The sequence below is a fragment of the Salipiger mangrovisoli genome, from assembly GCF_015223355.1.
In the GTDB taxonomy this organism is placed as follows: Bacteria; Pseudomonadota; Alphaproteobacteria; order Rhodobacterales; family Rhodobacteraceae; genus Salipiger; species Salipiger mangrovisoli.
Map to the genome: position 1 here is coordinate 1 of NZ_JADFFK010000045.1, position 22,576 is coordinate 22,576.

The 22,576-nt window shown below is 67.2% G+C and carries 26 protein-coding genes; 20 read left to right on the top strand and 6 right to left on the bottom strand.

Translation table 11 applies throughout. The features are described 5' to 3' along the window. Window positions 1-583 precede the first annotated feature (583 nt). Both IQ782_RS28055 and IQ782_RS28060 read right to left on the bottom strand, forming a co-directional pair. Entirely contained in the window at window positions 584-1,261 is a 678-nt protein-coding gene (locus tag IQ782_RS28055) for a GntR family transcriptional regulator (protein WP_194137980.1), read from the bottom strand. Further along, on the bottom strand, window positions 1,258-2,322 hold the full coding sequence (locus IQ782_RS28060; protein ID WP_338092663.1) for a Gfo/Idh/MocA family protein: 1,065 nt from the start codon (window positions 2,320-2,322) through the stop codon (window positions 1,258-1,260). The genes IQ782_RS28055 and IQ782_RS28060 overlap by 4 nt, the downstream gene beginning before the upstream one ends. 149 nt (window positions 2,323-2,471) lie before the next feature. On the opposite strand from IQ782_RS28060, the gene IQ782_RS28065 reads away from it, so the two are divergent. From IQ782_RS28065 to IQ782_RS28095, 7 genes are all read left to right on the top strand, one after another. Continuing rightward, entirely contained in the window at window positions 2,472-2,813 is a 342-nt protein-coding gene (locus IQ782_RS28065; RefSeq protein WP_194137981.1) for a hypothetical protein, read from the top strand. Next, a complete protein-coding gene (locus IQ782_RS28070; RefSeq protein WP_194137982.1) occupies window positions 2,810-3,016 on the top strand; it encodes a hypothetical protein in 207 nt (68 codons plus the stop codon). The genes IQ782_RS28065 and IQ782_RS28070 overlap by 4 nt, the downstream gene beginning before the upstream one ends. Beyond that, on the top strand, window positions 3,013-3,825 hold the full coding sequence (locus IQ782_RS28075) for an N-acyl homoserine lactonase family protein (protein ID WP_194137983.1): 813 nt from the start codon (window positions 3,013-3,015) through the stop codon (window positions 3,823-3,825). Before IQ782_RS28070 ends, IQ782_RS28075 begins: the two co-directional genes overlap by 4 nt. Continuing rightward, window positions 3,819-4,880, top strand: a complete 1,062-nt coding sequence (locus tag IQ782_RS28080; protein WP_194137984.1) for a four-carbon acid sugar kinase family protein — start codon at window positions 3,819-3,821, stop codon at window positions 4,878-4,880. The genes IQ782_RS28075 and IQ782_RS28080 overlap by 7 nt, the downstream gene beginning before the upstream one ends. 135 nt (window positions 4,881-5,015) lie before the next feature. Next, on the top strand, window positions 5,016-6,116 hold the full coding sequence (locus IQ782_RS28085) for an isocitrate/isopropylmalate dehydrogenase family protein (RefSeq protein ID WP_194137985.1): 1,101 nt from the start codon (window positions 5,016-5,018) through the stop codon (window positions 6,114-6,116). Window positions 6,117-6,181: 65 nt separating this feature from the next. Further along, a complete protein-coding gene (locus tag IQ782_RS28090; protein WP_194137986.1) occupies window positions 6,182-6,442 on the top strand; it encodes a hypothetical protein in 261 nt (86 codons plus the stop codon). Between the two features lie 406 nt (window positions 6,443-6,848). Then, entirely contained in the window at window positions 6,849-7,988 is a 1,140-nt protein-coding gene (locus tag IQ782_RS28095) for an alpha-hydroxy acid oxidase (RefSeq protein WP_194137987.1), read from the top strand. Window positions 7,989-8,043: 55 nt separating this feature from the next. Here the strand turns inward: IQ782_RS28095 and IQ782_RS28100 are convergent, their stop codons facing one another. Then, entirely contained in the window at window positions 8,044-8,397 is a 354-nt protein-coding gene (locus tag IQ782_RS28100) for a cyclophilin-like fold protein (protein WP_194137988.1), read from the bottom strand. Window positions 8,398-8,732: 335 nt separating this feature from the next. Between IQ782_RS28100 and IQ782_RS28105 the strand changes: the two genes are divergently transcribed. The 11 genes from IQ782_RS28105 to IQ782_RS28155 all read left to right on the top strand — a co-directional run bounded on the left by IQ782_RS28105 (window position 8,733) and on the right by IQ782_RS28155 (window position 18,657). Then, window positions 8,733-9,191: a (R)-mandelonitrile lyase gene (locus IQ782_RS28105; protein ID WP_194137989.1), complete on the top strand. Its 459-nt coding sequence runs from the start codon at window positions 8,733-8,735 to the stop codon at window positions 9,189-9,191. Continuing rightward, window positions 9,181-10,188: a PQQ-dependent sugar dehydrogenase gene (locus IQ782_RS28110; protein ID WP_194137990.1), complete on the top strand. Its 1,008-nt coding sequence runs from the start codon at window positions 9,181-9,183 to the stop codon at window positions 10,186-10,188. Before IQ782_RS28105 ends, IQ782_RS28110 begins: the two co-directional genes overlap by 11 nt. 56 nt (window positions 10,189-10,244) lie before the next feature. Continuing rightward, a complete protein-coding gene (locus IQ782_RS28115; RefSeq protein WP_338092664.1) occupies window positions 10,245-11,174 on the top strand; it encodes a LysR family transcriptional regulator in 930 nt (309 codons plus the stop codon). A gap of 109 nt (window positions 11,175-11,283) precedes the next feature. After that, entirely contained in the window at window positions 11,284-12,045 is a 762-nt protein-coding gene (locus IQ782_RS28120; protein WP_194137991.1) for a carboxymuconolactone decarboxylase family protein, read from the top strand. A 36-nt stretch (window positions 12,046-12,081) separates the two neighbouring features. After that, window positions 12,082-12,735, top strand: coding sequence for an NADPH-dependent F420 reductase (locus tag IQ782_RS28125; RefSeq protein WP_420832700.1), 654 nt, complete (start codon window positions 12,082-12,084; stop codon window positions 12,733-12,735). Window positions 12,736-12,764: 29 nt separating this feature from the next. Further along, window positions 12,765-13,160 (top strand): (R)-mandelonitrile lyase, encoded by a 396-nt coding sequence (locus IQ782_RS28130; protein WP_194137993.1) that lies wholly within the window; start codon window positions 12,765-12,767, stop codon window positions 13,158-13,160. A 216-nt stretch (window positions 13,161-13,376) separates the two neighbouring features. Beyond that, the gene (locus IQ782_RS28135) at window positions 13,377-14,093 is read left to right on the top strand and encodes a dihydrofolate reductase family protein (protein ID WP_194137994.1); all 717 of its coding nucleotides are present in this window, start codon (window positions 13,377-13,379) and stop codon (window positions 14,091-14,093) included. Further along, the gene (locus tag IQ782_RS28140; RefSeq protein WP_194137995.1) at window positions 14,090-15,469 is read left to right on the top strand and encodes an MFS transporter; all 1,380 of its coding nucleotides are present in this window, start codon (window positions 14,090-14,092) and stop codon (window positions 15,467-15,469) included. The genes IQ782_RS28135 and IQ782_RS28140 overlap by 4 nt, the downstream gene beginning before the upstream one ends. Window positions 15,470-15,651: 182 nt before the next feature. Further along, window positions 15,652-16,098, top strand: coding sequence for a (2Fe-2S)-binding protein (locus tag IQ782_RS28145; protein WP_194137996.1), 447 nt, complete (start codon window positions 15,652-15,654; stop codon window positions 16,096-16,098). A 3-nt stretch (window positions 16,099-16,101) separates the two neighbouring features. Beyond that, entirely contained in the window at window positions 16,102-18,297 is a 2,196-nt protein-coding gene (locus IQ782_RS28150; RefSeq protein ID WP_194137997.1) for a xanthine dehydrogenase family protein molybdopterin-binding subunit, read from the top strand. Window positions 18,298-18,300: 3 nt separating this feature from the next. Beyond that, the gene (locus IQ782_RS28155) at window positions 18,301-18,657 is read left to right on the top strand and encodes a c-type cytochrome (protein ID WP_240989647.1); all 357 of its coding nucleotides are present in this window, start codon (window positions 18,301-18,303) and stop codon (window positions 18,655-18,657) included. A gap of 77 nt (window positions 18,658-18,734) precedes the next feature. On the opposite strand, the gene IQ782_RS28160 is transcribed toward IQ782_RS28155, so the two are convergent. Together IQ782_RS28160 and IQ782_RS28165 are read right to left on the bottom strand one after the other, a co-directional pair. Continuing rightward, window positions 18,735-19,199 (bottom strand): group III truncated hemoglobin, encoded by a 465-nt coding sequence (locus IQ782_RS28160; RefSeq protein WP_194137999.1) that lies wholly within the window; start codon window positions 19,197-19,199, stop codon window positions 18,735-18,737. Next, window positions 19,196-19,861, bottom strand: coding sequence for a helix-turn-helix transcriptional regulator (locus IQ782_RS28165; protein WP_194138000.1), 666 nt, complete (start codon window positions 19,859-19,861; stop codon window positions 19,196-19,198). The genes IQ782_RS28160 and IQ782_RS28165 overlap by 4 nt, the downstream gene beginning before the upstream one ends. 88 nt (window positions 19,862-19,949) lie before the next feature. On the opposite strand from IQ782_RS28165, the gene IQ782_RS28170 reads away from it, so the two are divergent. Together IQ782_RS28170 and IQ782_RS28175 are read left to right on the top strand one after the other, a co-directional pair. Beyond that, entirely contained in the window at window positions 19,950-20,552 is a 603-nt protein-coding gene (locus tag IQ782_RS28170; RefSeq protein WP_194138001.1) for a superoxide dismutase, read from the top strand. Window positions 20,553-20,719: 167 nt separating this feature from the next. Next, entirely contained in the window at window positions 20,720-21,256 is a 537-nt protein-coding gene (locus IQ782_RS28175) for a flavin reductase family protein (RefSeq protein ID WP_194138002.1), read from the top strand. A gap of 9 nt (window positions 21,257-21,265) precedes the next feature. Here IQ782_RS28175 and IQ782_RS28180 read toward each other — a convergent pair whose 3' ends face one another. Continuing rightward, window positions 21,266-22,282, bottom strand: coding sequence for a GlxA family transcriptional regulator (locus IQ782_RS28180; protein WP_194138003.1), 1,017 nt, complete (start codon window positions 22,280-22,282; stop codon window positions 21,266-21,268). Window positions 22,283-22,576 lie beyond the last annotated feature (294 nt).

Genomic DNA, 22,576 nt, shown 5'->3' on the forward strand with positions numbered 1-22,576 from the left:
CCGAAGATCGACGATGACCGCCAGCCTCGCGATCAGCGACGCTCGCGGCTTCCTACACCACGCCGCGGGGCACTATCTGCGATGGCGGCACAGCCGGACATGAGCGACATGGTCACACCATCGATCGGGACAGTCTGGGCGTCGGGGAAACGCGCCACTGACGCCCTTCCTGATCCTCCTCACCTCCAGCCCCCATTTCTAAGCATCTCCAGGCCCGCGGGTGAGCGGCGCATCCGGCAGACATGCGGCGGAATGGGGCACGACCATTTGCCCGCGATCTAAAACCGCATTGCCGGAGCATCGGATCATCCGTTTGAGTGTCGCGAAGCAATGGGTCGGCTCACGCGTCGTGACGTCGAGCCCGGGCCACGCCCATTCTGCCGCCTCTATGGTATCTCGTTCGCCGGGATCCGGCGCGCGAGGGGGTTCGCCACTTTCACATGGACCGGATGAGCACGCCGGCAGCGGTCAGGAGGGGCGCGCGAGGCCGTCTGCCGGCGCATGTCGATGCCCCGGAAGCCCGGCCAACGCCAAGGGCGCAGTCTGCGCCACCCGATCCGAGCGGCGGCTGCCGCCTTGAACGCTAGAGCTGCTTGATGCGGTGCTTCTCGAGGATTCCGCTCAACATTTTCTGGGCGTGCTGGCGATGGTCGCGGTGGAGCCGTCGTGCTTCGGTAGCATCGCCTGCGAGGATCGCCTCGTAGACCGCGCGATGGTCTTCGTTGGAGCGCGAGGGAAGCGGCCTGATGAAGAGCGTCTGCGCCTTGGCGCGACAGACTTGGTTGCTCATCATGGAGGCGATCAGGCCAATCCGTGAATTGCCGCCCAGACGCACGAGTTCGCTGTGGAAAGCAGCGTCCGCGATCGCCCAGGCCTCAAGGTCGCGGGCCGCAATCGCGTCATCCATCGCCTCGATTGCCTCGGCCAACGTGCTGAGATCCGAGGCGCTGTAGCCGGTTTCCGCCGCGCGTTCGGCAGCGAGGCTCTCTAGCTCGGTCAGGATCTCGTAGATCTCGCGCATATCGTCCGGAGACACCGGGACGACGCGGATGCCCCTGCGCGGGCGCATCACGAGCAGCCCTTCGCGCTCGAGCGTCAGCGCGGCCTCTCGGATCGGGGTTCGCGACATGCCCAGAAGATCGGCCAGCTCCGCTTCGAGGTGGTCCGATCCGGGCGCGAGCTCGCCGGTCAGGATCATCTCGCGGAGCTGCCGGACCGCCCGCTGCGCGACCGCGATCGGCTTCTGGTCCCCGGCGCTCATCGCGCGCGCCCGTCCAGCACCATCTTCTGGCCGCGCTCGGCAGAGGCGTAGATCGCCCGTTCGATCTCCATGACGGAGATGTAATCCGGCGCGAGGTTCTCGAGCGGGGCCCCCTCGAGAATCCCCGCGACCACGTGCGATTGCAGCGCGTGGACGCAATCGCCGCCAAAACCGTCCCAGCGGTCGGGTGCAAGCAGTTGTTCCGGGTCGACCTTCCCCTTCAGGCGCAGCCAGACCGAACCGTCACCCAGAATCGACAGGTTGCCGCGCGTCCCCTCGATCAGGGCTTCGCCCATCGTGCGGCGCAGATTGTCGGCGGCATGGTCGAGGTGGCGGTTGCCGTCGAACAGCGCCCGCACGCCTTGCGGATGGTCGAAGAGGACATATCCGGCATCTTCGCCGCGGATTGCGGGGTTGAGCCGACGCAGGTCGGCATAGACATGGGTCGGCTCACCCAGCAGGTATCGGAAGGTGTCGATCCAATGCACCGCGGTCTCGTGGATCAGGAAGCGCTCCATCTGCTGGAAGTAGGGCTGGCGGTCGAGATAGGCTGCCGGCCCCTGGCCATCGCCGGGCCGCAGCCGGAAGGTCAGTTGCTGGACATCGCCGATCAGCCCGTCATCGAGCGCGGACTTCACGCGCCGGTACCAGGGTTGGAACCGGAAGTTCTCGTGAACCACGATCACCGTGCCTCTGGCCTCGGCCATGATCGCCCGCGCCTCGGGCAGGTCCCGGCAGAACGGCTTCTGGCAAATGATCCAGCTCACGCCGTGCGCGATCGCGGTGCGGAGCGCCGTGGCATGCGCGGCGGGCGGAACGATTATGTCGAGCAGGTCGGGGCGCTCGGCGCGCAGCATCGTGGCAAGGTCGTCATAGGCGCGATGGCCGGTGGCGCGCGCGCGGTCGATGTCGGTATCACAGGCGGCGACCACGGCCGCCGCGGGCATCCGGGCCCAGCTGTCGTAGTGAAAACGGCTGAAGTAGCCCGCCCCAAGGCAGGCGACGCGAAGCGGGGTCCCGGCGGTGGCGCTCACGGGTGCGATGGTCTGGTCCTCCCTCACGGCGCGGTCTCGCGGGCATCGCCGCTACGAGCACAGGAACGCGATCGCCGACAAGCATAGGAAAGTGTTCGGTGATTGACTATGCATTTTATAACGTATACGCAAATTAATGCCAAGATCATCCAGAACGGCTGGGAGGAGCTGACGTGATGAAACGCTCCCCTACAGTATTGGGTGCTGCGGCGGACTTGCGCGCCCATGACGGTCTCTCGGCGCTGATCGATGCGGTAATGGCAGGGCCGGGCAGCCTCCCGGCGGCGGCTGGCGGCGGGATCGACGATCTCTACCGCGTGCCGGGCATCGGCGTACTCCTTGGCGGCCCGTTCTGCGAGACACTGCGCCGGACATTGCTGCTCGGCGACGGCAGCATCGGGGCCCTCCTTGCCCGCCCGGCCGCTGCGATGCTTCTTGTGCGGAACCTGATGCTGATCGCCAGCCGGCTGCCACCCGTCAGAAGGGCATTCTCGCGACCTGAAGGAGGGCTGCAATGATGTATGCGGTCACCGCGAACTCCATGTTGCGCGCCGGTACGCGCGCGGCGTGCCTGCCCCTGACGATCGACAGCGCGCAGACCTCGTTGCGGCTGGAGCCCGGCTGCCACCATTTCGACGTCTGCGATGGTGCCACCGACACGGCGGTCTCGGAGGTGGTGCAGTCCAGGGCGGGGCGCTGCGACGCGCAGGTGCGGCGATGAGCGGCTGGCAGGTCCACGCGGTGCGCTACGCCGAGCGCACCGCCCGCATCCGGGCAGACAGCTTCATCTTCGCCGACAACCACGATGCGCCGCATGCGATGGATTACTCGGTCTGGGTGCTGCGCCGTGGCGCCGAGGTGATCCTTGTCGACACCGGTTATGACGAGGCCGAGGCGGTGGCACGCGGCCGGCCGATCCTGATGGACCCGCGCGAAGCCCTGCGCCCGCTCGGGCTGCGGCCCGAGGACGTGACCAAGGTGATCGTGACGCATCTGCACTACGACCATGCCGGCGGCCTGTACCTCTTCCCCGAGGCGACGCTGCACCTGCAAGCGGCCGAGATGCAGTATGCCACCGGCCCCTGCATGTGCCACGATGTGCTGCGCGGGCCCTTCACCGCCGGCCATGTCTGCGAGGCGGTCCGCCGGCTCTATGCCGGGCGTGTGGTCTTCCACGACGGCGATGCCGAGATCGCCGAGGGCGTGACGGTCCACCTTGTCGGCGGCCATTCGCGCGGGCTGCAATGCGTGCGCGTGCTCACCGAGGCGGGTCATCTCGTGCTTGCCTCCGACGCCTCGCACTTTTACGAAAACGTCTTCGAGAGAAAACCCTTCCCGATCGTGGTCGACGTGCAGGACATGCTCGACGGCTTCGGGCGGCTGGAGGCGTTGGCGACACGGCCCGAGCTGATCGTCCCCGGCCATGACCCCTTGGTGCGTACCTATTTCCCTAAAGACATCGCGCCGCACATTCGCCGGCTCGACCGCGGCCCGCTGCGTGATCCGAGGTCTGGAAGGCGTGCATGCTGATCGGGGTCATCGCCGACGACGTCACCGGCACCTTGGACATTGCGAAGACCCGGGCCGAAGCCGGGCTGGCAACCGTGCGGTACGATGGCGTGCCTGCCGCAGGCGATCAGATCGCGGCTGCAATAGGGGTCGTCTCGCTCCGGTCGCGCACCTCTTCCGCGGCAGCGACCGTTGCGCACGGTGCTCTGCAGATCACCTTCAAGGTTTGCTCGAGCTTCCACTGCACTGCGAAGGGCAGTATCGGGCCGGTGCTCGATGCGCCTTCGGCACCGCTCGGAAGCGGACGGATGATCGCCTGCCCCGCCGTCCCGGAGGCCGGGCGGCGCGTCGATCAGGAGCACATCTTCGTCGCGGAACGCCTGCTGGAGAAATCCGGCATGCAGGATCATCCGCTGACACCGATGCGCGACACGGACCTGCGCCGGGTGCTGGCCTCGCAGAGCGACGTTCCCGTTGCCCATGCGGCGATCTGTGGGATGCTTGCCGGTGCGCCGGCGGTGAATGTCGCGCTGCCGGCCTTGGGCTGTGCCCTCGTCGAGGCGATCCGCGACGAGGAGCTGCGCACCTTCGGGCGCGCGGCGAAGGACAAGCGCCTACTCTGCGAGGGCTCCCGCAACGCGCTCGGTCTGCCTGCGTACTTCGGCATCAGCCCGGACGAGCCGCACTGGCAGCCGGTCAGCGGACCGCGAACGGTTCTACCGTGTTCCCACGGCCGCGCGACGCGCGATCAGCTTGCCGCCTGCCGGAAGCGCGTGCCGAAGATCCGCCTGTCTGGCCCCGCGGCAATGGCGCTGGCACTCGATCCCGCTGCATTCCGCCTTCTCCGAGACCCGTACCCGACAGGCGCGGTCGCGCAGTTGCATTCGTCGCATTCCGTGGCGCTGTCGGTGGTGCCCAACGCCGATCCCGCCACCGTGCTGCCGCCGCGCATGCCCCATTCGATCAAGAAGCTGGGCCGGGTGAAATTGCTGCTGATCCTCATGCCGGGCGATCTGGTGATCGGCGAGGCGGCGCGGGGCCTTGCGGGCAAGCGCGCCGCATGGTGCTGCGGGTGATGCCGACCGCGCCGAAGGCCCCCTCGGACCCCGCGGCTGAGCGCATGCCTGACCTGCGGCCACGACACCTGCCTCGCGCGGCATCGCCGATTGCCGCGTCGCCGGCAAAATATGAATTCCTCCGGAGGAGAGACCATGACTGCACCCACGGTTTGCGTCATCAAGGGCGATGGCATCGGCATCGACGTAACCGATGCCACCCTGGTGGTGGTGAACGCCGCCTGCGCCCGTGTCGGCTGCGCCAAGCCGACCTATATCGAGATCAAGGCCGGCGCGGGCTACTATGCGGAACACGGGATCGACATCGAGCCGGGAGGTGAGGAGCGCGCAGGCGAGACCGACGCCATCTTCCTCGGCGCGATCGGGCTGCCCAGCATTCGTCACGCCGACGGCACCGAGATCTCGCCGCATCTGCGGCTGCGTGACCGCTATGGGCTCTACGCCGGGATCCGTCCGATCAAGGCCTATCCGAACGCGCCGCAGCGGCTGGCCGACCCGCGGGCGGCCAAGATCGACATGGTCGTCCTGCGGGAATCGACCGAGGGGCTGTTCTATTCCGCCGCCGTGCACAAGCGCAGCCGGATCAAGGGCGACGAAGAAGTCTGCGAGACCCTGCGGATCACCCGCTCGACCAGCGAGAAGCTGCATGACTTCGCCTTCCGGCTGGCCAAGAAGCGCCGCGACCGCGGCAGCTCGGGCAGGCTGACCTGCGTCGACAAGGCCAATGTCTTCACCTCGATGGCCTTTTTCCGCAAGATCTTCGACGAGACTGCCGAGCGTTATCCCGAGGTCGAACGCAGCTACAACTACGTGGATGCCATGGCGCTCGACCTCGTGCGGCGGCCTTGGGAATTCGACGTCATGGTCATGGAAAACATGTTCGGCGACATCCTCTCGGATCTTGCGGGCGGGCTGGTCGGCGGCATGGGCATGGCGGCCTGCGCCGAGATCGGCGACACCATCGGGCTCTTCCAGCCGGCGCATGGCTCTGCCCCTGACATCATGGGGCAGGACAAGGCCAACCCGCTTGCCGCGATCCTCAGCGGGGCACTGATGCTCGACTACCTCGCCGACAAGACGGGGCAGCCAGCCTATGCCGAGGCGGCGGCGGCCATCGAGGCGGCGGTTGACCGCGGCTTAGAGCGCAACGAGATCCGACCGATGGAATTCGGCGGTGACATGGGCACTGTCGCGGTGACAAAGGCCGTGCTCGAAACCCTCGCGGCGACGGCTTGACGCCGCACGCGGGAGATCTGCCAGGCCGCGTTGCGGCGGTCGGGCAGGGGGCGGGGGAGGACGTCTTGGTGCTCCTGATCGCGCGCCGCAGCCCGGCCGAAGCGACCGGCATGGCGGGGCAAGCGCCCACGCCACGGTGCATCCCCGGTTTGCTCGCGGGTGTCTGGGTGGCGCCAAGGTTCTGCGGCAGGCGAAACGGAGCGTCACCCGCCACTGACCAAGTCCAAGGCGCGTTTGCGGGCGCGGACAAAGGGCCGCTGTTGCCGATCGCGATGATCGCCCGCCGCCCGCTGGAGTTAGAGATTTTGCGCCTGGACCGGTTCTGAACAAGCTCGAGTCGCGCAAGAACGCGCCGCATCCTGCGCAGCGGCGCCTGCATCGCCACGTTCTTCAGGCCCTGCCGCCCGGAGGGCGGACAATCGGTGAAGGCCCGTCTGACGGCGGATAACAGGTGGCATGACCTCATGGAGCGCGAAGCGGGGCCGCGAATTGCGACCGAGTTTGGCGCGGCGAACGGTCCGAAACCCGTCGCTCCCCGCGACCGGATCGGGGCAGGTCGCAGAGGGCGGGGCGAAACGCCGTGGTCTTGGCTGGTGCCACCATGCCGGCTCCGTGGTGAACCCGGTCTGACGCCTCCTCCGACGCATTTTGGCGGCTGGGGTCATGGTTGCCTGATTTGCTGTTTTCCCGCCCGGCGAACCCGCCTAGGTTCCGCGGAGACGGAGGGACCCCATGACCAAGCTGCTGAGCCTCAACGATTTCGAAACCCCGGCACGGCGGCGCCTGCCGCGGCCCTTGTTCGGCTATATTTCCGGCGGAACCGAGACCACCGCCGCCCGCGCCGACAATCGTGCGGTGTTTGCAGAGTACCGGCTGGTGCCCCGCGTGCTGCGCGGCGTCGAGGGGCGCGGCCTGACGCACCCGCTGTTCGGCCGCGACTGGCAGGCCCCCTTCGGCATAGCGCCCATGGGCATCGTTGCTCTGATGGCGCGGGATGGGGATGTGTGCATGGCCCGCGCGGCACAGGCCGAAGGCATTCCCTACGTTCTCAGCGGCTCCTCGCTGACCCCGCTCGAGCGCGTCCGCGAGGCCAATCCGGACGGTTGGTTCCAGGCCTACTTGCCGGGAGAGGACGACCGCATCCGTGCCTTGATAGAGCGGGTGCGAAGGGCGGGCCATGAGACGCTCGTGCTCACCGCGGACACCGCCGTTCTTGCCAACCGCGAGAACAATATCCGCTCCGGCTTCTCGACGCCGCTTCGGGTCACGCCGCGGCTGCTTTGGGATTTCGGGCTGCATCCGCGCTGGGTCTTCGGCACCTTCCTGCGCGGCCTGATGCAAGACGGGATGCCGCATTTCGAGAATTCCTTTGCCGAACGGGGCGCGCCGATCATTTCGCAGCGGGCGGCGCGCGATTTCGGACGCAAGGACCACTTGAACTGGGACCATGTCGCGCTGATCCGCGACCTGTGGCAGGGGCGGCTGGTGGTCAAGGGGCTGCTGTCGCCGCGCGATGTCGCCGAGGCCCGCAAGCTGGGCTGCGACGGGGTCATCCTGTCGAACCACGGCGGCCGCCAGCTGGACTACGCGATCAGCGGCGTGCGTGCGCTCTCGGTGGCGCGCGAAGAGGCCGGGAGCATGGCCCTGATGGTCGACGGCGGCATCCGGCGCGGGACCGACGTGGTCAAGGCACTGGCGCTGGGGGCGGATTTCGTCTGGATCGGCCGGCCGATGCTCTATGGCGCGGTCATCGGAGGGCAGGACGGCGTGCAGAAGGCAATCGGCATCCTGAAGCGCGAGTTGCACCGCGACATCGGCCTGTTGGGCCTGATGGCGCCGAGCGAGGTGACCGCCGAGGTGCTCGAGCGATAGCCCTGGTCTCGCGCGATGCGCCGGCCATGGGGCGCGGGGCAGCGCGAAGGCCGGATCAGTCCGCGCGGGACAGGCGGGCCTTGAAGCGGTCGTTCCGGAGCAGCGCCGCGAAATCGCCGTCGAAGGCACCGAGGCGGACGAGACCCGCCGCGGCCTCGAACGGCTGGTAGAAGATCGCGAGGTTGCCCCATGGCTCATAGAGCGTGATATCCCCGGCCTTCGCCGCGTAGCTGGCGGGGGCACCGGCGGTGTCGAGCTTGCGCGGCAATTCGGCGACCTTCTCGATGCCGTGGTAATCGCCGAGCGTCAGCTCCAGCGGCAGCAGTCTCGCGAAATCGCGGCCGGCGGGCGTGTCGTCAAGCGTGGCGGAAAGAACCGCCTCGCCGACAGTCACGTGTATCTTGGTCATGGCTGATCCTTTCCATCTGGGTCATCGAAGACCGAGGCGAGGGCGCCTCGGACAGCGCATCATCTAATCTATCCGCTACGCAGGATAATCGGGCGCTCAGTACATGCAGCCATGAATGACGCTCATGAAACCGGAAGCGCGCCAGATGGACTCCGTCTCCGCGCTGGGGGAGCAGTCGGGGTGGTGACGCTGGGCTTTCATGAGGTCCTCTCATGAGCGTGTCCCGAACCGCTGGCATTATACACCAATACGGCATCGCTATCTCATTTGGGCAGGCAGGGAATGAACCCTGCTGCAGGCCCTATGGCCGCCTCGTGCACGATGGAGACGACCTGATGAAAACAACCCTTGCAGCACTCGCCCTTACGCTGGCCGCGGCTCCCGCTGCCTTCGCGCAGGAGATGACGCAGACCACGACGCTGGATCGTGGCGGCCAGATCGGCAGCGAAGACACCTTCACCGGCACCGTGTTCGTGGCGCCGGTCTTCGGGCCGAACATGAACGATGTCAGCGCCGGCGAGGTGACGTTCATGCCGGGCGCGCGCTCGGCTTGGCACACGCACCCGATCGGCCAGTATCTGGTGGTCACGCAGGGCACCGGCTGGTACCAAGAAGAGGGTCAGGAAAAGCAGATCATGCGTACCGGCGACGTGGTCTTCGCTCCGGCGGGCGTGAACCATTGGCATGGCGCGACCGACAGCACCTCGGTTACCCACTATGCGATCCAGGCCGCCGAAGATGGCTCGGCAGTGACCTGGGGCGCGCTGGTGACGGACGAAGAATATGGCAGCTAAGGCTGCAATCTGGCGCGGCCTGCTCATGGCCGCGCTTCTCCCGCCGGCTGCACAGGCGCAGGAAACGGTGCTTGAGGGGCTCGACTACCCTTGGGACATCGAGGCGCAGGGCGAGGTGGTCTACCTAACCGAGAAGGCCGGGACCATCGGCATCTTCGACGGCGAGAACTTCGCCCGGCTGCCGGTCGAGACCAGCGCGCCGATCCTGAATGACCGGGGTGGCGGGCTGCTTGGCCTCGCGCTGCGGCCCGACTTTGCGCAGAGCCGCCGCGCGGTGGTCTACCAGCACATGGGCACGCCGGAGGACCGCAGTAACCGCGTCATCGAGATCGAGCTGGGCAACGATGCCTGGTATGAGACGCGCGTGCTGCTCGACGGCATCCCTGGCCATCCGCTTTACAATGGCGGACGCGTGGCCTTCGGCCCGGGCGGGATGCTCTACGCCACCACGGGCTGGACAGAGAACCGCGAGCGTCCGCAGGACGTAGGGAGCCTCGCGGGCAAAATCCTGCGGCTGACGCCGGAGGGTGCGCTTCCCGAGGACAATCCGTTCGACGGTTCGCCGGTCTGGTCGCTGGGACATCGCAACCCGCAGGGTCTAGCGTGGAACGCCGGCGGGCAGCTCTACGCGGCGGAGCACGGTCAGTCCGGCCATGACGAGGTGAACCGGATCGAGCGGGGCGCGAACTACGGCTGGCCGCTGATCCAAGGCGACGAGACGCGGGACGGGATGCAGGCGCCGCTGGCCCATTCCGGGCGCGGCACCTGGGCGCCGTCGGGCCTTGCCTGGGAGGGCGAGCGCCTGCTGCTGGCCAGCCTGCGCGCCGGGTCTCTTCTCTCGGTCGGAACCGATGGCGCGGTGTCCGAAGCCCTGGGCCTCGGCGAACGGGTGCGCGACGTGCTGGTGAGCGAGGCGTACATCTACGTGATCACCAGCAACCGCTCACCGCGCGGGGACGGTGCGTCCGATGACCGGATGATCCGGCTTTCCCGATAACGGGATAATCATTGGACGTCATGAGCCACGCACATATATCGTGAGGGAGACCCGTTGTGATCCTCGAGCACCAGATCAAGGCCTCCCTCATGCTTCGTGAAAACATAAACGATCTCATAGCCTTGGCAGCAGTTGCCGAGGAGCGGAGCTTCACCCGCGCGGCGGCCCGGCTCAATGTGTCGCAGTCGGCGCTGAGCCATACGATCAAGGGGCTCGAGCAGCGGCTCGGTCTGCGCCTGCTGACCCGGACCACGCGCTCGGTTGCGCCGACGCTCGAGGGCGAGGACCTCCTGGCGACGCTCAACCCCTGTTTCGAGATGATCGAGGCCCGGCTCAAGGCGCTGAACGACGCGCGCGATCAGCCCACCGGCACGGTGCGGATCGTCGCGGTGGAATACGCCATCGACACGATCCTCTGGCCCAAGCTCTCGCCGGTGCTGAAGCAATTCCCTGCGGTGAACGTCGAGTTCGTCATGGACTACGGCTATACCGATCTGGCGAGTTCGCAATGCGATGCCGGGGTGCGCTACGGCGAACAGGTGAGCGAGGGCATGATCTCGATGCGCATCGGCCCGGAAGAGCGGATGATCTGCGTCGCTGCCCCCGAGTATTTCGAGGCGGCGGGCACCCCGCAGGTGCCACAGGACCTGGCCGAGCATCGCTGCATCAATTTGCGGCTGTCGACCCATGGCGCGCTTTATGCCTGGGAATTCGAGGACAAGGATGGCCACGAGATCCGCGTGAAGGTCTCGGGACAGACCTGCTTCAACACGATCAACCCGGTGATGCGCGCGGCGGTAGACGGCCACGGGCTCGCACTGATCCCCGAACGGCTTGCGGCGGAACACCTGGACTCCGGGGCTCTGCAGACCTGCCTTGATGACTACTGCCCTTACTTCCCGGGGTTCCACCTCTACTACCCGAGCAGGCAGCGTCCGTCTTCGGCTTTCGAGGTGGTGCTGGAGGCTTTGCGAGAGCGGGGCTGAACCATTCATGAGGCGCTGTCATGAGTGGGTTGGCCCAAACGGGCATTAAGGTTCCGCAGGGTCCGCCCACATCAAGGGGGTAACCGGAACAAGCCCGACAGGAGCTCCCATGAAGACCTATGTTGCCGCTTCGGCCCTCGCCCTCATGACCACCGGCGCGACCGCGCAGGAGCTGTCCAGCACCCTGCCATCCGCCGTCGGCGCCGTTGCGCCCGCGCTCGAGGCCTATTCGACCAATGATCTTTTCGGCTCTGTCTGGGCGGGTGAAGAGCTCTCCATGCGCGACCGCGCGCTTGTCACCTTCGCGGCGCTGGTGACGCGCCATGAGACAGAGACCCTCGGCAGCTACGTCGAGCTGGCGCTCGTCGCGGGGGTTACCCCGGCCGAACTGTCCGAGACGATCACCCATCTCGCCTTCTACACCGGCTGGGGCAATGCCACCGCCGCCGCCGAGGCGATGGCGCCGGTCTTTGATGCGCGCGGTGTCACGGCAGAGGATCTTCCGGCGCTCGAGCCCGAGCTGCTTGCGATCAATGAGGAGGCCGAGGCCGCCCGTGAAGAAACCGTGCGCGGCAACTTCGCCAATGTCAGCATGGGTGTCGTCGACACCACGCGCGAGCTGCTGTTCAACGATCTGTGGCTGCGCCCGGCACTGGAGCCCCGCGATCGCAGCATGGTGACCGTCGCCGCGCTGATCGCCGCCGGTCAGCCCGAGCAGATGACCTTCCACTTGGGTCGCGCGATGGACAACGGGCTGACGCAGGAAGAGGCGGGTGCCATGCTGTCGCATCTCGCCTTCTATGCTGGCTGGCCCAAGGTCTTTTCGGCGCTGCCGGTGGCCAAGCAGGTCTTCGAGGCGCGAGCGAACTAAGTCTTCGGGCGGCGGGGCTTCGGCTCCGCTGCCGCAATTCAGGAGAACAGCATGAAGATCGGCATTCTCGGATCGGGTCTGATGGGCGGCAAGCTCGGCGCGCTCTGGGCGGCCTCTGGCCATGACGTCACCTTTGCCTATGCGCGCAGCGCGTCGAAGCTCGAGCGTCTTGCGCGGCAGAGCGGCGGGCACTCGGGAACCATTGCCGACGCCGTGGACGGGGCCGAGGCACTGCTTCTGGCCGTGCATTGGTCGCGGGTCGGCGACGTGCTGGAGCAGGCGGGTGATCTGGCGGGAAAGGTGGTGCTGAACTGCTGTGTGCCGCTCGACGAAGCCAACCGGGACCTCGTCGTCGGCACCACCTCCTCCGGCGGCGAGGAGCTGGCCCGGATGCGCCCGAAGGCGCGCTGGGTGTCGTGCTTCAATACAACGCCCTCAGAGAGTTTCACGCCGGTTTTCGCCCGCAAGGGGCAGGAGCCCGCGCCGCAGGTCTTCACCTATGGTGATGACGCGGGTGCCAAGGAAATCGCCGGCCAGCTCATCCGCGACATCGGCTTCGAGCCGCTCGACACCGGCGGTTTGCGCAACGGCCGTTATGTCGAGCCCTTTGCCATGGCCACTGTCGAACTGGCTTACGTCCAACCGGGCGGGCCAGCGCTTACCTACAGATTCACCAAGCTGCGCGGATGACCGCGCAGCGAGACAGAAGGAGAAAGATAATGAAAATCATCCGCGCAGGCAGCATTCCTTCCGGCCCCGGTCCAGAGGACTATTTCACCGGCACCGTGCGCATCGACCCGATGTTCCAGGCCGACGCGCCCGGCCGCACAAGCGGCGCGCATGTCACCTTCGAGCCCGGCGCGCGCACCGCGTGGCACACCCATCCGGCGGGCCAGACCATCATCATCACCTTCGGCAAGGGTCGCGTCCAGCGCGAAGGCGGGCCGGTCGAGGAGGTCACTGCCGGTGACATCGTCTTCTTTCCGGCCGAGGAAAAACACTGGCACGGCGCCGCGCCGGAAAATGCCATGTCGCACATCGCCATTCAGGAAAGCATCAACGGCTCGCCGGTGACTTGGATGGAGAAGGTGGCGGACGAGGACTACAACGGCTGATCCGGCAAACCGCCGTTCTTGAGGGCCGGGCGCATTCCAGCGCCCGGTCCTTTTATATTCCGGCCTCAAGGGCAAGTGTCCCGTGCCATTCATGAGCGGCGCTCATCTCTGCAAGGCGGAGACCGGGCATACAACGAAGCGAGCCGCGCCGCATATGAAGGGGCAGCCCGCCTCGCGACCGCAGGGCGGCCAGTCCGAAACCGAACGAGCCGATCCATGACCCGCCCCCACATCATCTGCCACATGATCACCTCCATCGACGGTCGGCTGCTCGCCGACCGCTGGCCTTGCGAAGAGGAAGAGCTGCTCGAGGTCTATGACGCCGCCGCGGCCCGGCTGGACGCGGATGGTTGGATCGTCGGACGCGCGACCATGGAGGCGCATTACCTTGATGCCGCCGACCCAGCGCCCACCGAGGGCATCGGCCCGCGGGACGATCACATCGCGCGGGAAAACGATGCACTTTCGGGTATCGGCATCTGCATCGACCGGACGGGTCGGCTCCGCCCCGAAAGCGGCGACATCGACGGCGCGCATCTGGTGATGGTGCTCGGCGAGCAAGCCTCCCGCGCGCATGTCGAGATGCTGGTCGCGCGCGGCGTGTCGGTGGTTTTCCTGGGCTCGGGTGAGGGGGCGCTGGCCGATGCGCTGGCGCGGATCGCGCTTGCCTTCGGCGCAAGGCGGCTGATCCTCGAAGGCGGTGGCGAGATCAATGGAGCGTTCCTGGCAGAGGGGCTGATCGACGAGACCAGCACGCTTGTCTACCCGGTGGTGGACGGGCAGGGCGGCATCCCCGCCATCTACGAGCACCGCGGCACGACCGTGGCTCGTGGCCTTGAGTTGATCGCCGTGGAAACCCTCGACAAGGGCTGTGTGTGGATGCGCCACCGGGTGCTCACCGGCGGCCCGGCTGCACAAGGGGGTGCGGAATGACCCCGCGCGCCGCATCGGGGACCTTGGCACCGAAACTGCCGCTGGTCCTCGTCGCGCTGGCGACGCTGCTGGCACTTGTGGTTTTTACCGCGCCTCTGACCATGCTGGACGCCATGACCTCCGCGCTCGACCTCGGCGCGGCCGAGCAGGCCTGGGTGATGAGCGGCATGCCGCTTGGCGCCGCCTGCGGACTGCTCACCGCTGGCGCCTTCGGTGACACGCTGGGCCGCCGCCGCACCTTCGTGGCGGGTCTTTGGATCACTGTGGTCTCGTCGATCGGCGCGGCGCTGTCCGGCAGCGCGGAGATGCTGATCGTGATGCGTATCGTTCAGGGGCTCGGTAGTGCCGGGATCATGGCCTGCGGGCTGGGGCTTCTTGGGCAGATCTACCAAGGCGAGGCGCGCGTCCAGGCTGCCGCGATCTGGGCGGCCGCGCTCGGGGCTGGGGTGGCGACAGGGCCGATCCTCTCCTCCGCATTTCTCTCGGTCTCGGGCTGGAACGCGATCCATTGGGTCATCGCCTTGATCTCCGCGCCGCTGGCTCTGGCATCGGTGCAACTTCCGGAGAGTCCCCGGACGGGGCTGCGGGTGGACCTGCCGGGCGCGCTCGCCTTGATGGTTGGGATGGCGGCGCTCATGTCTGCGCTTGTCGAGGTCCGTGTTGGCTCCTCGCTGCTGGTGATCGGGCTGATCGCACTGGCCGGGGTCTTGCTTGTGCTTTTCGTCCGGCTGGAGCGCCGCAGCCCGAACCCGATCCTTGAGCTGCGCCTCTTCCGCAGCCCGGCCTTTGTCGGCGCGACCCTGGCTGCCTTCGCTTCCGGAGCCGGGGTCTTGGCACTGATGTCCATGGTGCCGACCGTCCTGGTGCGCGGGCTGGGCCTCAGCCCACTCGCCGCCGCTGTCACCATTCTCGCCTGGTCTGGTGTGACCGTCCTTGCCGCGCTCGGCGCGCGCTTCCTGCCGGCGGCGCTCTCCTCGCGGGCAAGGGTAATCTGGTCAATTCTCGGCTGTGCGGTCGGGCAGGCGCTCCTTTTCGTCGCCGGCGCGGACAGCACCTGGGCCGTGCTGCTGCCCGGCCTTTTCGTGGCGGGCGTCGCCAACGGCATCCTCAACGCCTCGCTGGGCCATGAAGCGGTGCAGACCGTGCCGCAGGAGCGTACGGCCATGGGCTCGGCTGCCAACAACACCGCCCGCTACCTCGGCTCGGCGCTCGGCATCTCGCTGATCTCGGTGCTGATTGCCGGGGCGCAGGGCGAGAGCTTCTTCGAGGGCTGGCATCGGGCGGTGGTCGCGACCTCGGTCATCAGCCTGCTGGGTGTGCTGGCGATGCTGCTTCTGTCGCGCCGCGATAGTGGCGGTCGGGCGCTGCCCGCCTGACAGCCCGGCCATTCATGAGGCAGGCTCATCGGCGCTATCGGGTTTCGACCCATAGCTTCGAGGCTGGCCTCGTAGGACACTTGGTCTTGCAGAGATCCCTTTTCGGCATGGCGCATGCGCCCGCTCTTCCGGCGGTGCCTCGCCATCGTCGCGACAGACCCATCGAACCGACAGGTATGACAATGCAGCTGAACATCAACGGCGCGACGCATGACGTCGACGTGGACCCCGATACCCCGCTCCTGTGGGTGATCCGTGAGGAACTTGGCCTGACCGGCACGAAATACGGTTGCGGCATCGCGCAATGCGGCGCCTGCACCGTGCTGATCGACGGTGTGGCGACACGCTCCTGCGCGACACCGGCCGACAGCGTCGCGGGTCTCGAAATCCGGACCATCGAGACGGTCGAGGACACCGAGATCGGCCGCCGCGTGGTCGAGGCCTGGGTCGAAAACGAGGTCGCGCAATGCGGCTATTGCCAGTCGGGGCAGGTGCTGGCGGCAACGGCGCTGCTAAGCGATATTCCCGACCCTACCGACGCGGACATCGACGGCGCGATGACCAACCTCTGCCGCTGCGGCACCTACAACAAGATCCGCGCTGCCGTGCGCAGCGTGTCGGAGGCCTGAGCCATGGGTGTGATTGATCAACTCGCGCGCCGCCTCGGGCAGGCGCCGGTGAACGTGTCGCGGCGGGGCTTCCTTGCCGGGTCCGGGGCCTTGGTGCTGGCCACCGCGCTGCCGCTGCGCCCGGTGCGGGGCCAGGAGATCGCTGCCGAGGCGCCTGCCGTCACGGCCTTCCTGGAATTGCGCTCCGATGGCACGGCGCTGCTGCGCAGCCCGTTCATCGAGGGCGGGCAGGGGATCTTCACCGCCATGGCGCAGATCGTCGGCGAAGAGCTTGACCTCGCGCCCGAGAACTTCTCGGTCGAGATCGCCCCGGCGGGCGGCCCCTTCGGCATCATGGGCGGCTACCGGCTGACCGGCGGCAGCATGTCGACCCGCACCGGCTACCCGGTGATGCGCCAGCTTGGCACCGCTGCGCGGGCGATGCTGGTCGAGGCGGCGGCGCGGGAGTGGGGTGTGGAGGCCTCCGAACTGACCACCGAGCCGGGCGTCGTGGTGCACGAAGGTTCCGGTCGTCGTGCGGCCTATGGCGATTTGGCTGCGGCCGCCATGGACCTGCCGGTGCCCGTCTCCCCGGCGCTCAAGGACCCGGCCGACTTCCGCTGGATTGGCACCGCCCTGCCGCGCATGGATGTGCGGGCGAAGTCCACCGGGCGCCAGAATTACGCCATCGACGTCGAGGTCGAGGGCATGCTGCTGGCCGCCCTTCGTCACGCGCCGCGTCTGGGCCTGATGCCCGCGTCGGTCACGAACCAGGCCGAGATCGAGGCGATGCGCGGTGTGCATTCCGTGCAGATGCTGGACGGGGCCGTGGCCGTGGTTGCAGAGAAATTCTGGCAGGCCCGCCGTGCCATCGATGCCGCCGAGATCGACTGGATCGAGGGCGAGGCGCAATGGCCGATGCCCGCGGGCTTCTCCTCCGCCGCCTTCCGCGACACGCTGGCCGGCGCCACGGGTGAAGTGGTTGAAGTTGAGGCCTCGGGCGATGCTGCCGGCACGCTTCAATCTGCGGATATGGTGATCGAGGCCACCTACGATGCGCCCTACATGGCGCATGGCCAACTCGAGCCGCCCTCGGCCACGGCGCGGTTCAACGAGGACGGCACTCTCGATCTGTGGATGCCCTGTCAGGCGCCCGAGATGTTCGTCGGTGCGGCGGCCGCTGCGGCCGGGCTGGAGGCGAGCCAGATCACCCTGCACCAGCAGGTGCTGGGCGGCTTCTTCGGTAGGCACTTCCTCTATGCCACGGCCAACCCCTTCCCGCAGGCGATCGCGCTGGCCAAGGCCGTGGGCCGTCCGGTCAAGCTGATCTGGACCCGCGAGGAGGACTTCCTGCGCGATGCGCCGCGTCCGCTGGGCCTCGCGCGCTTCCGCGGTGCTGTCGGCCCGGATGGCCCGACCGCGCTGCAGGTCGAGGTGGTGGGCGAGGGACCGACACAGCGTTGGTATCAGGCACCTCCGGGACAGGATCCGTCGGCGACCGAGGGCATCTCGGGCAAGACCTACGCCATCGCCAACACCCACATTGGCCAGATCTTCCATGCCAACCCCGCGGTGATCGGCTACTGGCGCGCGGTGGGCCACTCGATGCATGACTTCATGTACGAGGGCTTCCTCGACGAGCTGGCGCAGGCGGGCGGCCTCGATCCCTTCGAGATGCGCCTGTCGATGCTGTCGGGCTCCGAGCGTCACCGCACGCTGCTGGAGCGCGTCGGCGAGATCTCGGGCGGCTGGACCCCCGGTCCCTTCGAGGCCGAGGACGGCACCACCCGCGCCCGCGGCGTGGCCATGGCCTCGCCCTTCGGCTCCGAGGCCGCTGTGATCGCCGAGGTGTCGGTGGATGGCGGCGAAGTGCGCGTGCATCAGGTCTGGGTCGCGCTCGATCCGGGGCAGGTGGTGAACCCCAGCACGGTGGAGGCGCAGGTGCAGTCGGCGGTCGCGCTCGGCACCTCGCAGACGCTGGTCGAGGAACTGGTCTACGAAAACGGTGAGCCGACGGCCCGCAACTTCGACATGTACCCGATCCTGCGCCCCGACCAGATGCCGCAGGTCCACACGGCTATCGTCGAGAGCGGTGCTCCCATGGGCGGCGTCGGCGAGCCCGGTCTTCCTGCGGTCGGCCCGGCCATCGTCAACGCCGTGGCGACCCTCACCGGTCAGCGCATCCGCAGCCTGCCCCTGTCGAAACACGACTTCGGATAAATGATGAATAAACTTGGTAGTTTCGTTCTCCTCGGCCTGCTGGCCGGGGAGCCCCTGATGGCGCAGGACGCCGCTGAAGGCGCAACCGTGTTCCAGCGGCGCTGCGCCGCCTGCCATACGCTCGACGGCTCCAATCGCGTCGGACCCAGCCTGCAGGGCTTGGTCGGTCGTGAGGCGGGAACCGCCGAGGGCTTCCGCTACTCGGGCGCAATGGAAGACAGCGGCCTGATGTGGGATGCCGAGACGCTCGTGCAATACCTCGAGAACCCGCGCGACATGGTGCCCGGCACGCGCATGGTGCTGCGCCTGCCGGACGAGGAGGATCGCCGGAACGTCGTGGAATTCCTGTCCACGCAGTAGGGCGGGTGTGTGTAGCGAGTGATGTGGTGACGGGAGGCGGCTTCGGCCGCCTCTTCGCGTTGCGGGCGCTCGGGCGCTTACGGATACTCCTCGCGGGTGAGCGGCGGGCGGAAGGTGAGGATATCGCCGCGGTGCATGGCGATGTTCATCCTGAACGCCTCGGCCACGCGCTCGGAACGGGCGATGAAGAGCGCGGCGGTGCGCTCGGGGCAAAGCTCGGTCACGGTGTGGCGGAAAATCGCGAGCCAGCGGCGGAAATGCGCGTCCTCCAGCTCGTCGATGGCCTGGTGCTTGGGCATAGGCTTGCCGCTGTAGCTGCGTGTGCCGAGAAGGGCGGAACTCCAGAAGGCGGTGATCTTGTCCATGTGCTCCGGCCAGTGACCCTCGGCGACACGGGCGTGGAAGACCGGGCCGATGAGCGGGTCGGCGCGGACCAAATCGTAGAAGCGGTGCACCACGCGGCGGATCAAGGCCTCGTTCAGGCCCTCGGCGATGGCCTCTTCGGTGGTCGGCGCTCCGGGCTGTGCGGGCGCGGGGCTCATGCGCGCGTCTCCCGCACGACATAGGTGCAGCGCCGCCCGCCGCTGACGATGTGCTCGTCTCGTTCAATGATAGCGCTGGAGCCGAGGGCATTTTGGAACACCGCCTTCTCGGCGCGGCAAAAGCCCTGACAGAAGCTGGCGGCGGCGCAGATCGGGCAATGGTTCTCTACAAGTCGCAGCGTGCCGTCCTCATCCTCCTCGACCTGCGCCATGTAGCCCTCGGCGCTGCGCAGCTCGGCCAGCCGCACCAGCCGGTCGCGGGTACTCTCGCAACCCGCCATGGCGCCATGATACTGCGCGAGCGTTGCCACCTCGCGCTCGGCGATGATCCGGTCCAGCGCCTCGGGGCCGAGCACCTCGGTGATGCTGCGGAGGATGTCCACGGTCAGCGCGGCGTGGGTGTCGGGAAAGCGCGCCTGCGCCTTTTCGGTCAGATGCCAGTAGGTTGCGGGTCGCCCGCGACCCGCGCTGCGGCGTTCCTCGTCCACCAACCCCTCTTCATGCAACTTCATCAGCTGCTGCCGCGCGGCCTCGCCGGTGATGCCCTGCCTGCGGCCGACCTCGGCCGAGGTCTGCGCGCCGTGCATCTTCAGCGTCATCAGCAGCCGCTCGGAAGGAGCCCGCGGCGACCATGCTTCTTTTTCCAAGTCATCGCTTGACATATTGGCTCCGATGTTTTTCAAAGTACTTGCTTGTTTAATTAACCAAACGGGCCGCAGCGTGCAAGCGCTGGCTCGAAAGGAGACCGAGATGACCTTCGAACTTCCCGCTCTGAGCTATTCCCATTCCGCCCTTGCCGAGCGCGGCATGAGCCAGGAAACGCTCGAGTTGCACCACGACAAGCACCACCTGGCCTATGTCACGGCGCTCAACGGTTTCGTCGAGGGCAACGCCGCCCTGCAGGGCAAGACGCTCGAGGAAATCATTGCGCTGTCCTACGGCGATGACGCGCTTGCCGGCGTGTTCAACCAGGCGGGCCAGCACTGGAACCACATCCACTTCTGGAACGCGCTCTCGCCGAACGGCGGCGGCATCCCCGGCACGCTCGAAGCCAAGCTGGTCGAGTCCTTCGGCTCGGTCGAGGGCTTCAAGGCCGCCTTCAAGACAGCGGCGACCACGCAGTTCGGCTCGGGCTGGGCCTGGCTGATCCAGAAGGCCGACGGTAGCCTGGGCGTCACCAAGACTCCGAATGGCGTCAACCCGCTGGCCACCGGCGAGGGCACCGCGCTGCTCGGCCTCGACGTCTGGGAGCACAGCTACTACGTCGACTTCCGCAACCGTCGTCCGGACTACGTGAGCAACTTCCTCGACACTCTCGCGAACTACGAGTTCGCCGAAGGCAACCTCGCCTGATCGGCGCGGAGCTGTCCCGCCGTGCCTTTGCGCGGCGGGATGTGCCCTCCCGGCAGAGGAAGACCAATGAGCATCACCATCACCGAGAAGTGCCCCGCGCAAATCTGCGTCCCGGGCCTGCCGGACAGTCGCAAGATCTTCCTCTTGCCGATCCCCGGAGGCAGGCAATGAAACCCTGGGCACGACAGTACAACATGGGCGCGCCCCTGGGCGTCGCAGCCTTGGCTGATCCGCAGCAGTTCCGAGACGCCATGGCGACACTCGCAGCGACGGTCTGCGTGGTGACCTCTGCACAGGGCAAGGATCGCCTCGGGCGGACCGTCACGGCGGCAATCTCGCTCGGTGTGGTGCCGCCTGCCATCCTCGTGTCGATTGCAGCCGGCTCGGAACTGGACGAGCTGATCCGGCAGACGGGGCGCTTTTCCTATGCCATGCTCTCGGAGGGGCAGGACGATATCGCCGACGCCTTCGCCGGTCAGGTGCCGCCCGAGGGACGGTTCTTCGAAGGCGACTGGGCGACCTGGAGCTCGGGTTCACCGAGGCTTCTGGACTGCGTGGCTGCGATGGACTGCCGCGTCGCTCAGGAGTTCGAAGCCGAGGGGCATGTGCTCTTCGTCGGCCACGTTCAGGAAATCGCGAGGAGCGAACGGCGCAAGCCGCTGCTCTGGTATGGACGGCGCTACGGCACGGTCAGCCCGCAGTAGCCGCGCGATCTAGGCGGCGGTCGAGAACCGCTCCCGATACTCGCGCGGAGTCAGCGAGAACTTGCGGTTGAACACCTTGCGCATCTGGTCGTCCGAGGAAAATCCGACCCGGTGCGCGATGGTCTTCACCGGCAGTCCCGTCTCCAGCAGCAGCGTCGTCGCGCGCTCGCAGCGGGCGTTCATCACGTAATCCGAGGGGTTCTGCCCGACGTCGCGGGTGAACTGGCGCACGAAGTTGCGCTCGCTCATCCCTGCACGCTGCGCCAGATCGCCGGTCTGCAGCTTGCGCTCGAGGTTGGCGTGGATCCAGGTCCGGATGTCGGCGATGCCGGAGCGGACCTGCGCCTGCCCGGTCAGAACCGCGCTGAACTGCGACTGGCCGCCGGGGCGTTTGAGATAGATCACCATGTCGCGCGCCACCGACAGTGCGAGGTCGCGCCCAAAGTCCTGCTCGACGAAGGCCAGCGCGAGGTCGATCGCGGCGGTCACCCCGGCCGAGGTGTAGAGGTTGTCCTCGCGCAGGAAGATCGCATCCGCCTCGACCCGTACGTCGGGATAGGCCTGCTGCAGCCTTGCGGCGACGCTCCAATGAGTCGTGGCGCGGCGTCCATCCAAGAGTCCGGCCTCGGCTAGGAAGAAGGTGCCGGTGCAGAGCGAAGCGAAGCGGCGGGCCTGCGTCGCGTGGCGGCGGCACCAGTCGACGATCTGCGGGTTGCCACGCAGCGCCTCTTCGATATCAAGCGCGCCGGCGATCATCACGGTGTCCTCCGGCGTGGCATCGGCCAGCGCGCGCTCGGCGGTCAGCGTCAGGAAACTCTCGGACTGCACCGGGCCCGGGGTCGGGGCGATCAGTTCGACGTCGTAGCGCGCCGGGTGCGAGGCCGCCGCGAGGTATCGGTTGGCGGCGGTGAAGACGTTCACCGGCCCGACCGCCTCCATGCATTTGAAGCCCGGATAGATAACGATTTGGACCTTGCGCGAGGTGGTGATCGCGGACTCAGGTGCATAGGGGCGGATGTCAGGCATTCAGGGCTCCGTTCGTGACGCCGCTTTGCGCGATCTGGGGGTGACTTGTCCGGAAACGCCCGAACATCCCGATTGCTCCGGAGCTTGCGATATAGGACTTCTGGAGCATGGGAAAGGCGCGGCGATCTCGGACGCCTCGTCTTTCCGCTGCTTTTCACATCCATGGGTGCGGTCCCCTGTGCGGGGCTGCCGTACCCGATCAGGAAGGAATTCGTAGATGAGAACCCGCGCAGCTGTTGCCCTTGAGGCCGGAAAGCCGCTTGAGATCATGGAGGTCGAGCTCGACGGACCGAA

Bases quoted from the DNA above. Each gene is read 5' to 3' on its own strand.
- IQ782_RS28055 (WP_194137980.1), bottom strand. From the start codon at position 1,261: ATGAGCGCCGGGGACCAGAAGCCGATCGCGGTCGCGCAGCGGGCGGTC.
- IQ782_RS28065 (WP_194137981.1), top strand. From the start codon at position 2,472: ATGAAACGCTCCCCTACAGTATTGGGTGCTGCGGCGGACTTGCGCGCC.
- IQ782_RS28070 (WP_194137982.1), top strand. From the start codon at position 2,810: ATGATGTATGCGGTCACCGCGAACTCCATGTTGCGCGCCGGTACGCGC.
- IQ782_RS28075 (WP_194137983.1), top strand. From the start codon at position 3,013: ATGAGCGGCTGGCAGGTCCACGCGGTGCGCTACGCCGAGCGCACCGCC.
- IQ782_RS28080 (WP_194137984.1), top strand. From the start codon at position 3,819: ATGCTGATCGGGGTCATCGCCGACGACGTCACCGGCACCTTGGACATT.
- IQ782_RS28085 (WP_194137985.1), top strand. From the start codon at position 5,016: ATGACTGCACCCACGGTTTGCGTCATCAAGGGCGATGGCATCGGCATC.
- IQ782_RS28095 (WP_194137987.1), top strand. From the start codon at position 6,849: ATGACCAAGCTGCTGAGCCTCAACGATTTCGAAACCCCGGCACGGCGG.
- IQ782_RS28100 (WP_194137988.1), bottom strand. From the start codon at position 8,397: ATGACCAAGATACACGTGACTGTCGGCGAGGCGGTTCTTTCCGCCACG.
- IQ782_RS28105 (WP_194137989.1), top strand. From the start codon at position 8,733: ATGAAAACAACCCTTGCAGCACTCGCCCTTACGCTGGCCGCGGCTCCC.
- IQ782_RS28110 (WP_194137990.1), top strand. From the start codon at position 9,181: ATGGCAGCTAAGGCTGCAATCTGGCGCGGCCTGCTCATGGCCGCGCTT.
- IQ782_RS28120 (WP_194137991.1), top strand. From the start codon at position 11,284: ATGAAGACCTATGTTGCCGCTTCGGCCCTCGCCCTCATGACCACCGGC.
- IQ782_RS28130 (WP_194137993.1), top strand. From the start codon at position 12,765: ATGAAAATCATCCGCGCAGGCAGCATTCCTTCCGGCCCCGGTCCAGAG.
- IQ782_RS28135 (WP_194137994.1), top strand. From the start codon at position 13,377: ATGACCCGCCCCCACATCATCTGCCACATGATCACCTCCATCGACGGT.
- IQ782_RS28140 (WP_194137995.1), top strand. From the start codon at position 14,090: ATGACCCCGCGCGCCGCATCGGGGACCTTGGCACCGAAACTGCCGCTG.
- IQ782_RS28145 (WP_194137996.1), top strand. From the start codon at position 15,652: ATGCAGCTGAACATCAACGGCGCGACGCATGACGTCGACGTGGACCCC.
- IQ782_RS28150 (WP_194137997.1), top strand. From the start codon at position 16,102: ATGGGTGTGATTGATCAACTCGCGCGCCGCCTCGGGCAGGCGCCGGTG.
- IQ782_RS28155 (WP_240989647.1), top strand. From the start codon at position 18,301: ATGAATAAACTTGGTAGTTTCGTTCTCCTCGGCCTGCTGGCCGGGGAG.
- IQ782_RS28160 (WP_194137999.1), bottom strand. From the start codon at position 19,199: ATGAGCCCCGCGCCCGCACAGCCCGGAGCGCCGACCACCGAAGAGGCC.
- IQ782_RS28165 (WP_194138000.1), bottom strand. From the start codon at position 19,861: ATGTCAAGCGATGACTTGGAAAAAGAAGCATGGTCGCCGCGGGCTCCT.
- IQ782_RS28170 (WP_194138001.1), top strand. From the start codon at position 19,950: ATGACCTTCGAACTTCCCGCTCTGAGCTATTCCCATTCCGCCCTTGCC.
- IQ782_RS28175 (WP_194138002.1), top strand. From the start codon at position 20,720: ATGAAACCCTGGGCACGACAGTACAACATGGGCGCGCCCCTGGGCGTC.
- IQ782_RS28180 (WP_194138003.1), bottom strand. From the start codon at position 22,282: ATGCCTGACATCCGCCCCTATGCACCTGAGTCCGCGATCACCACCTCG.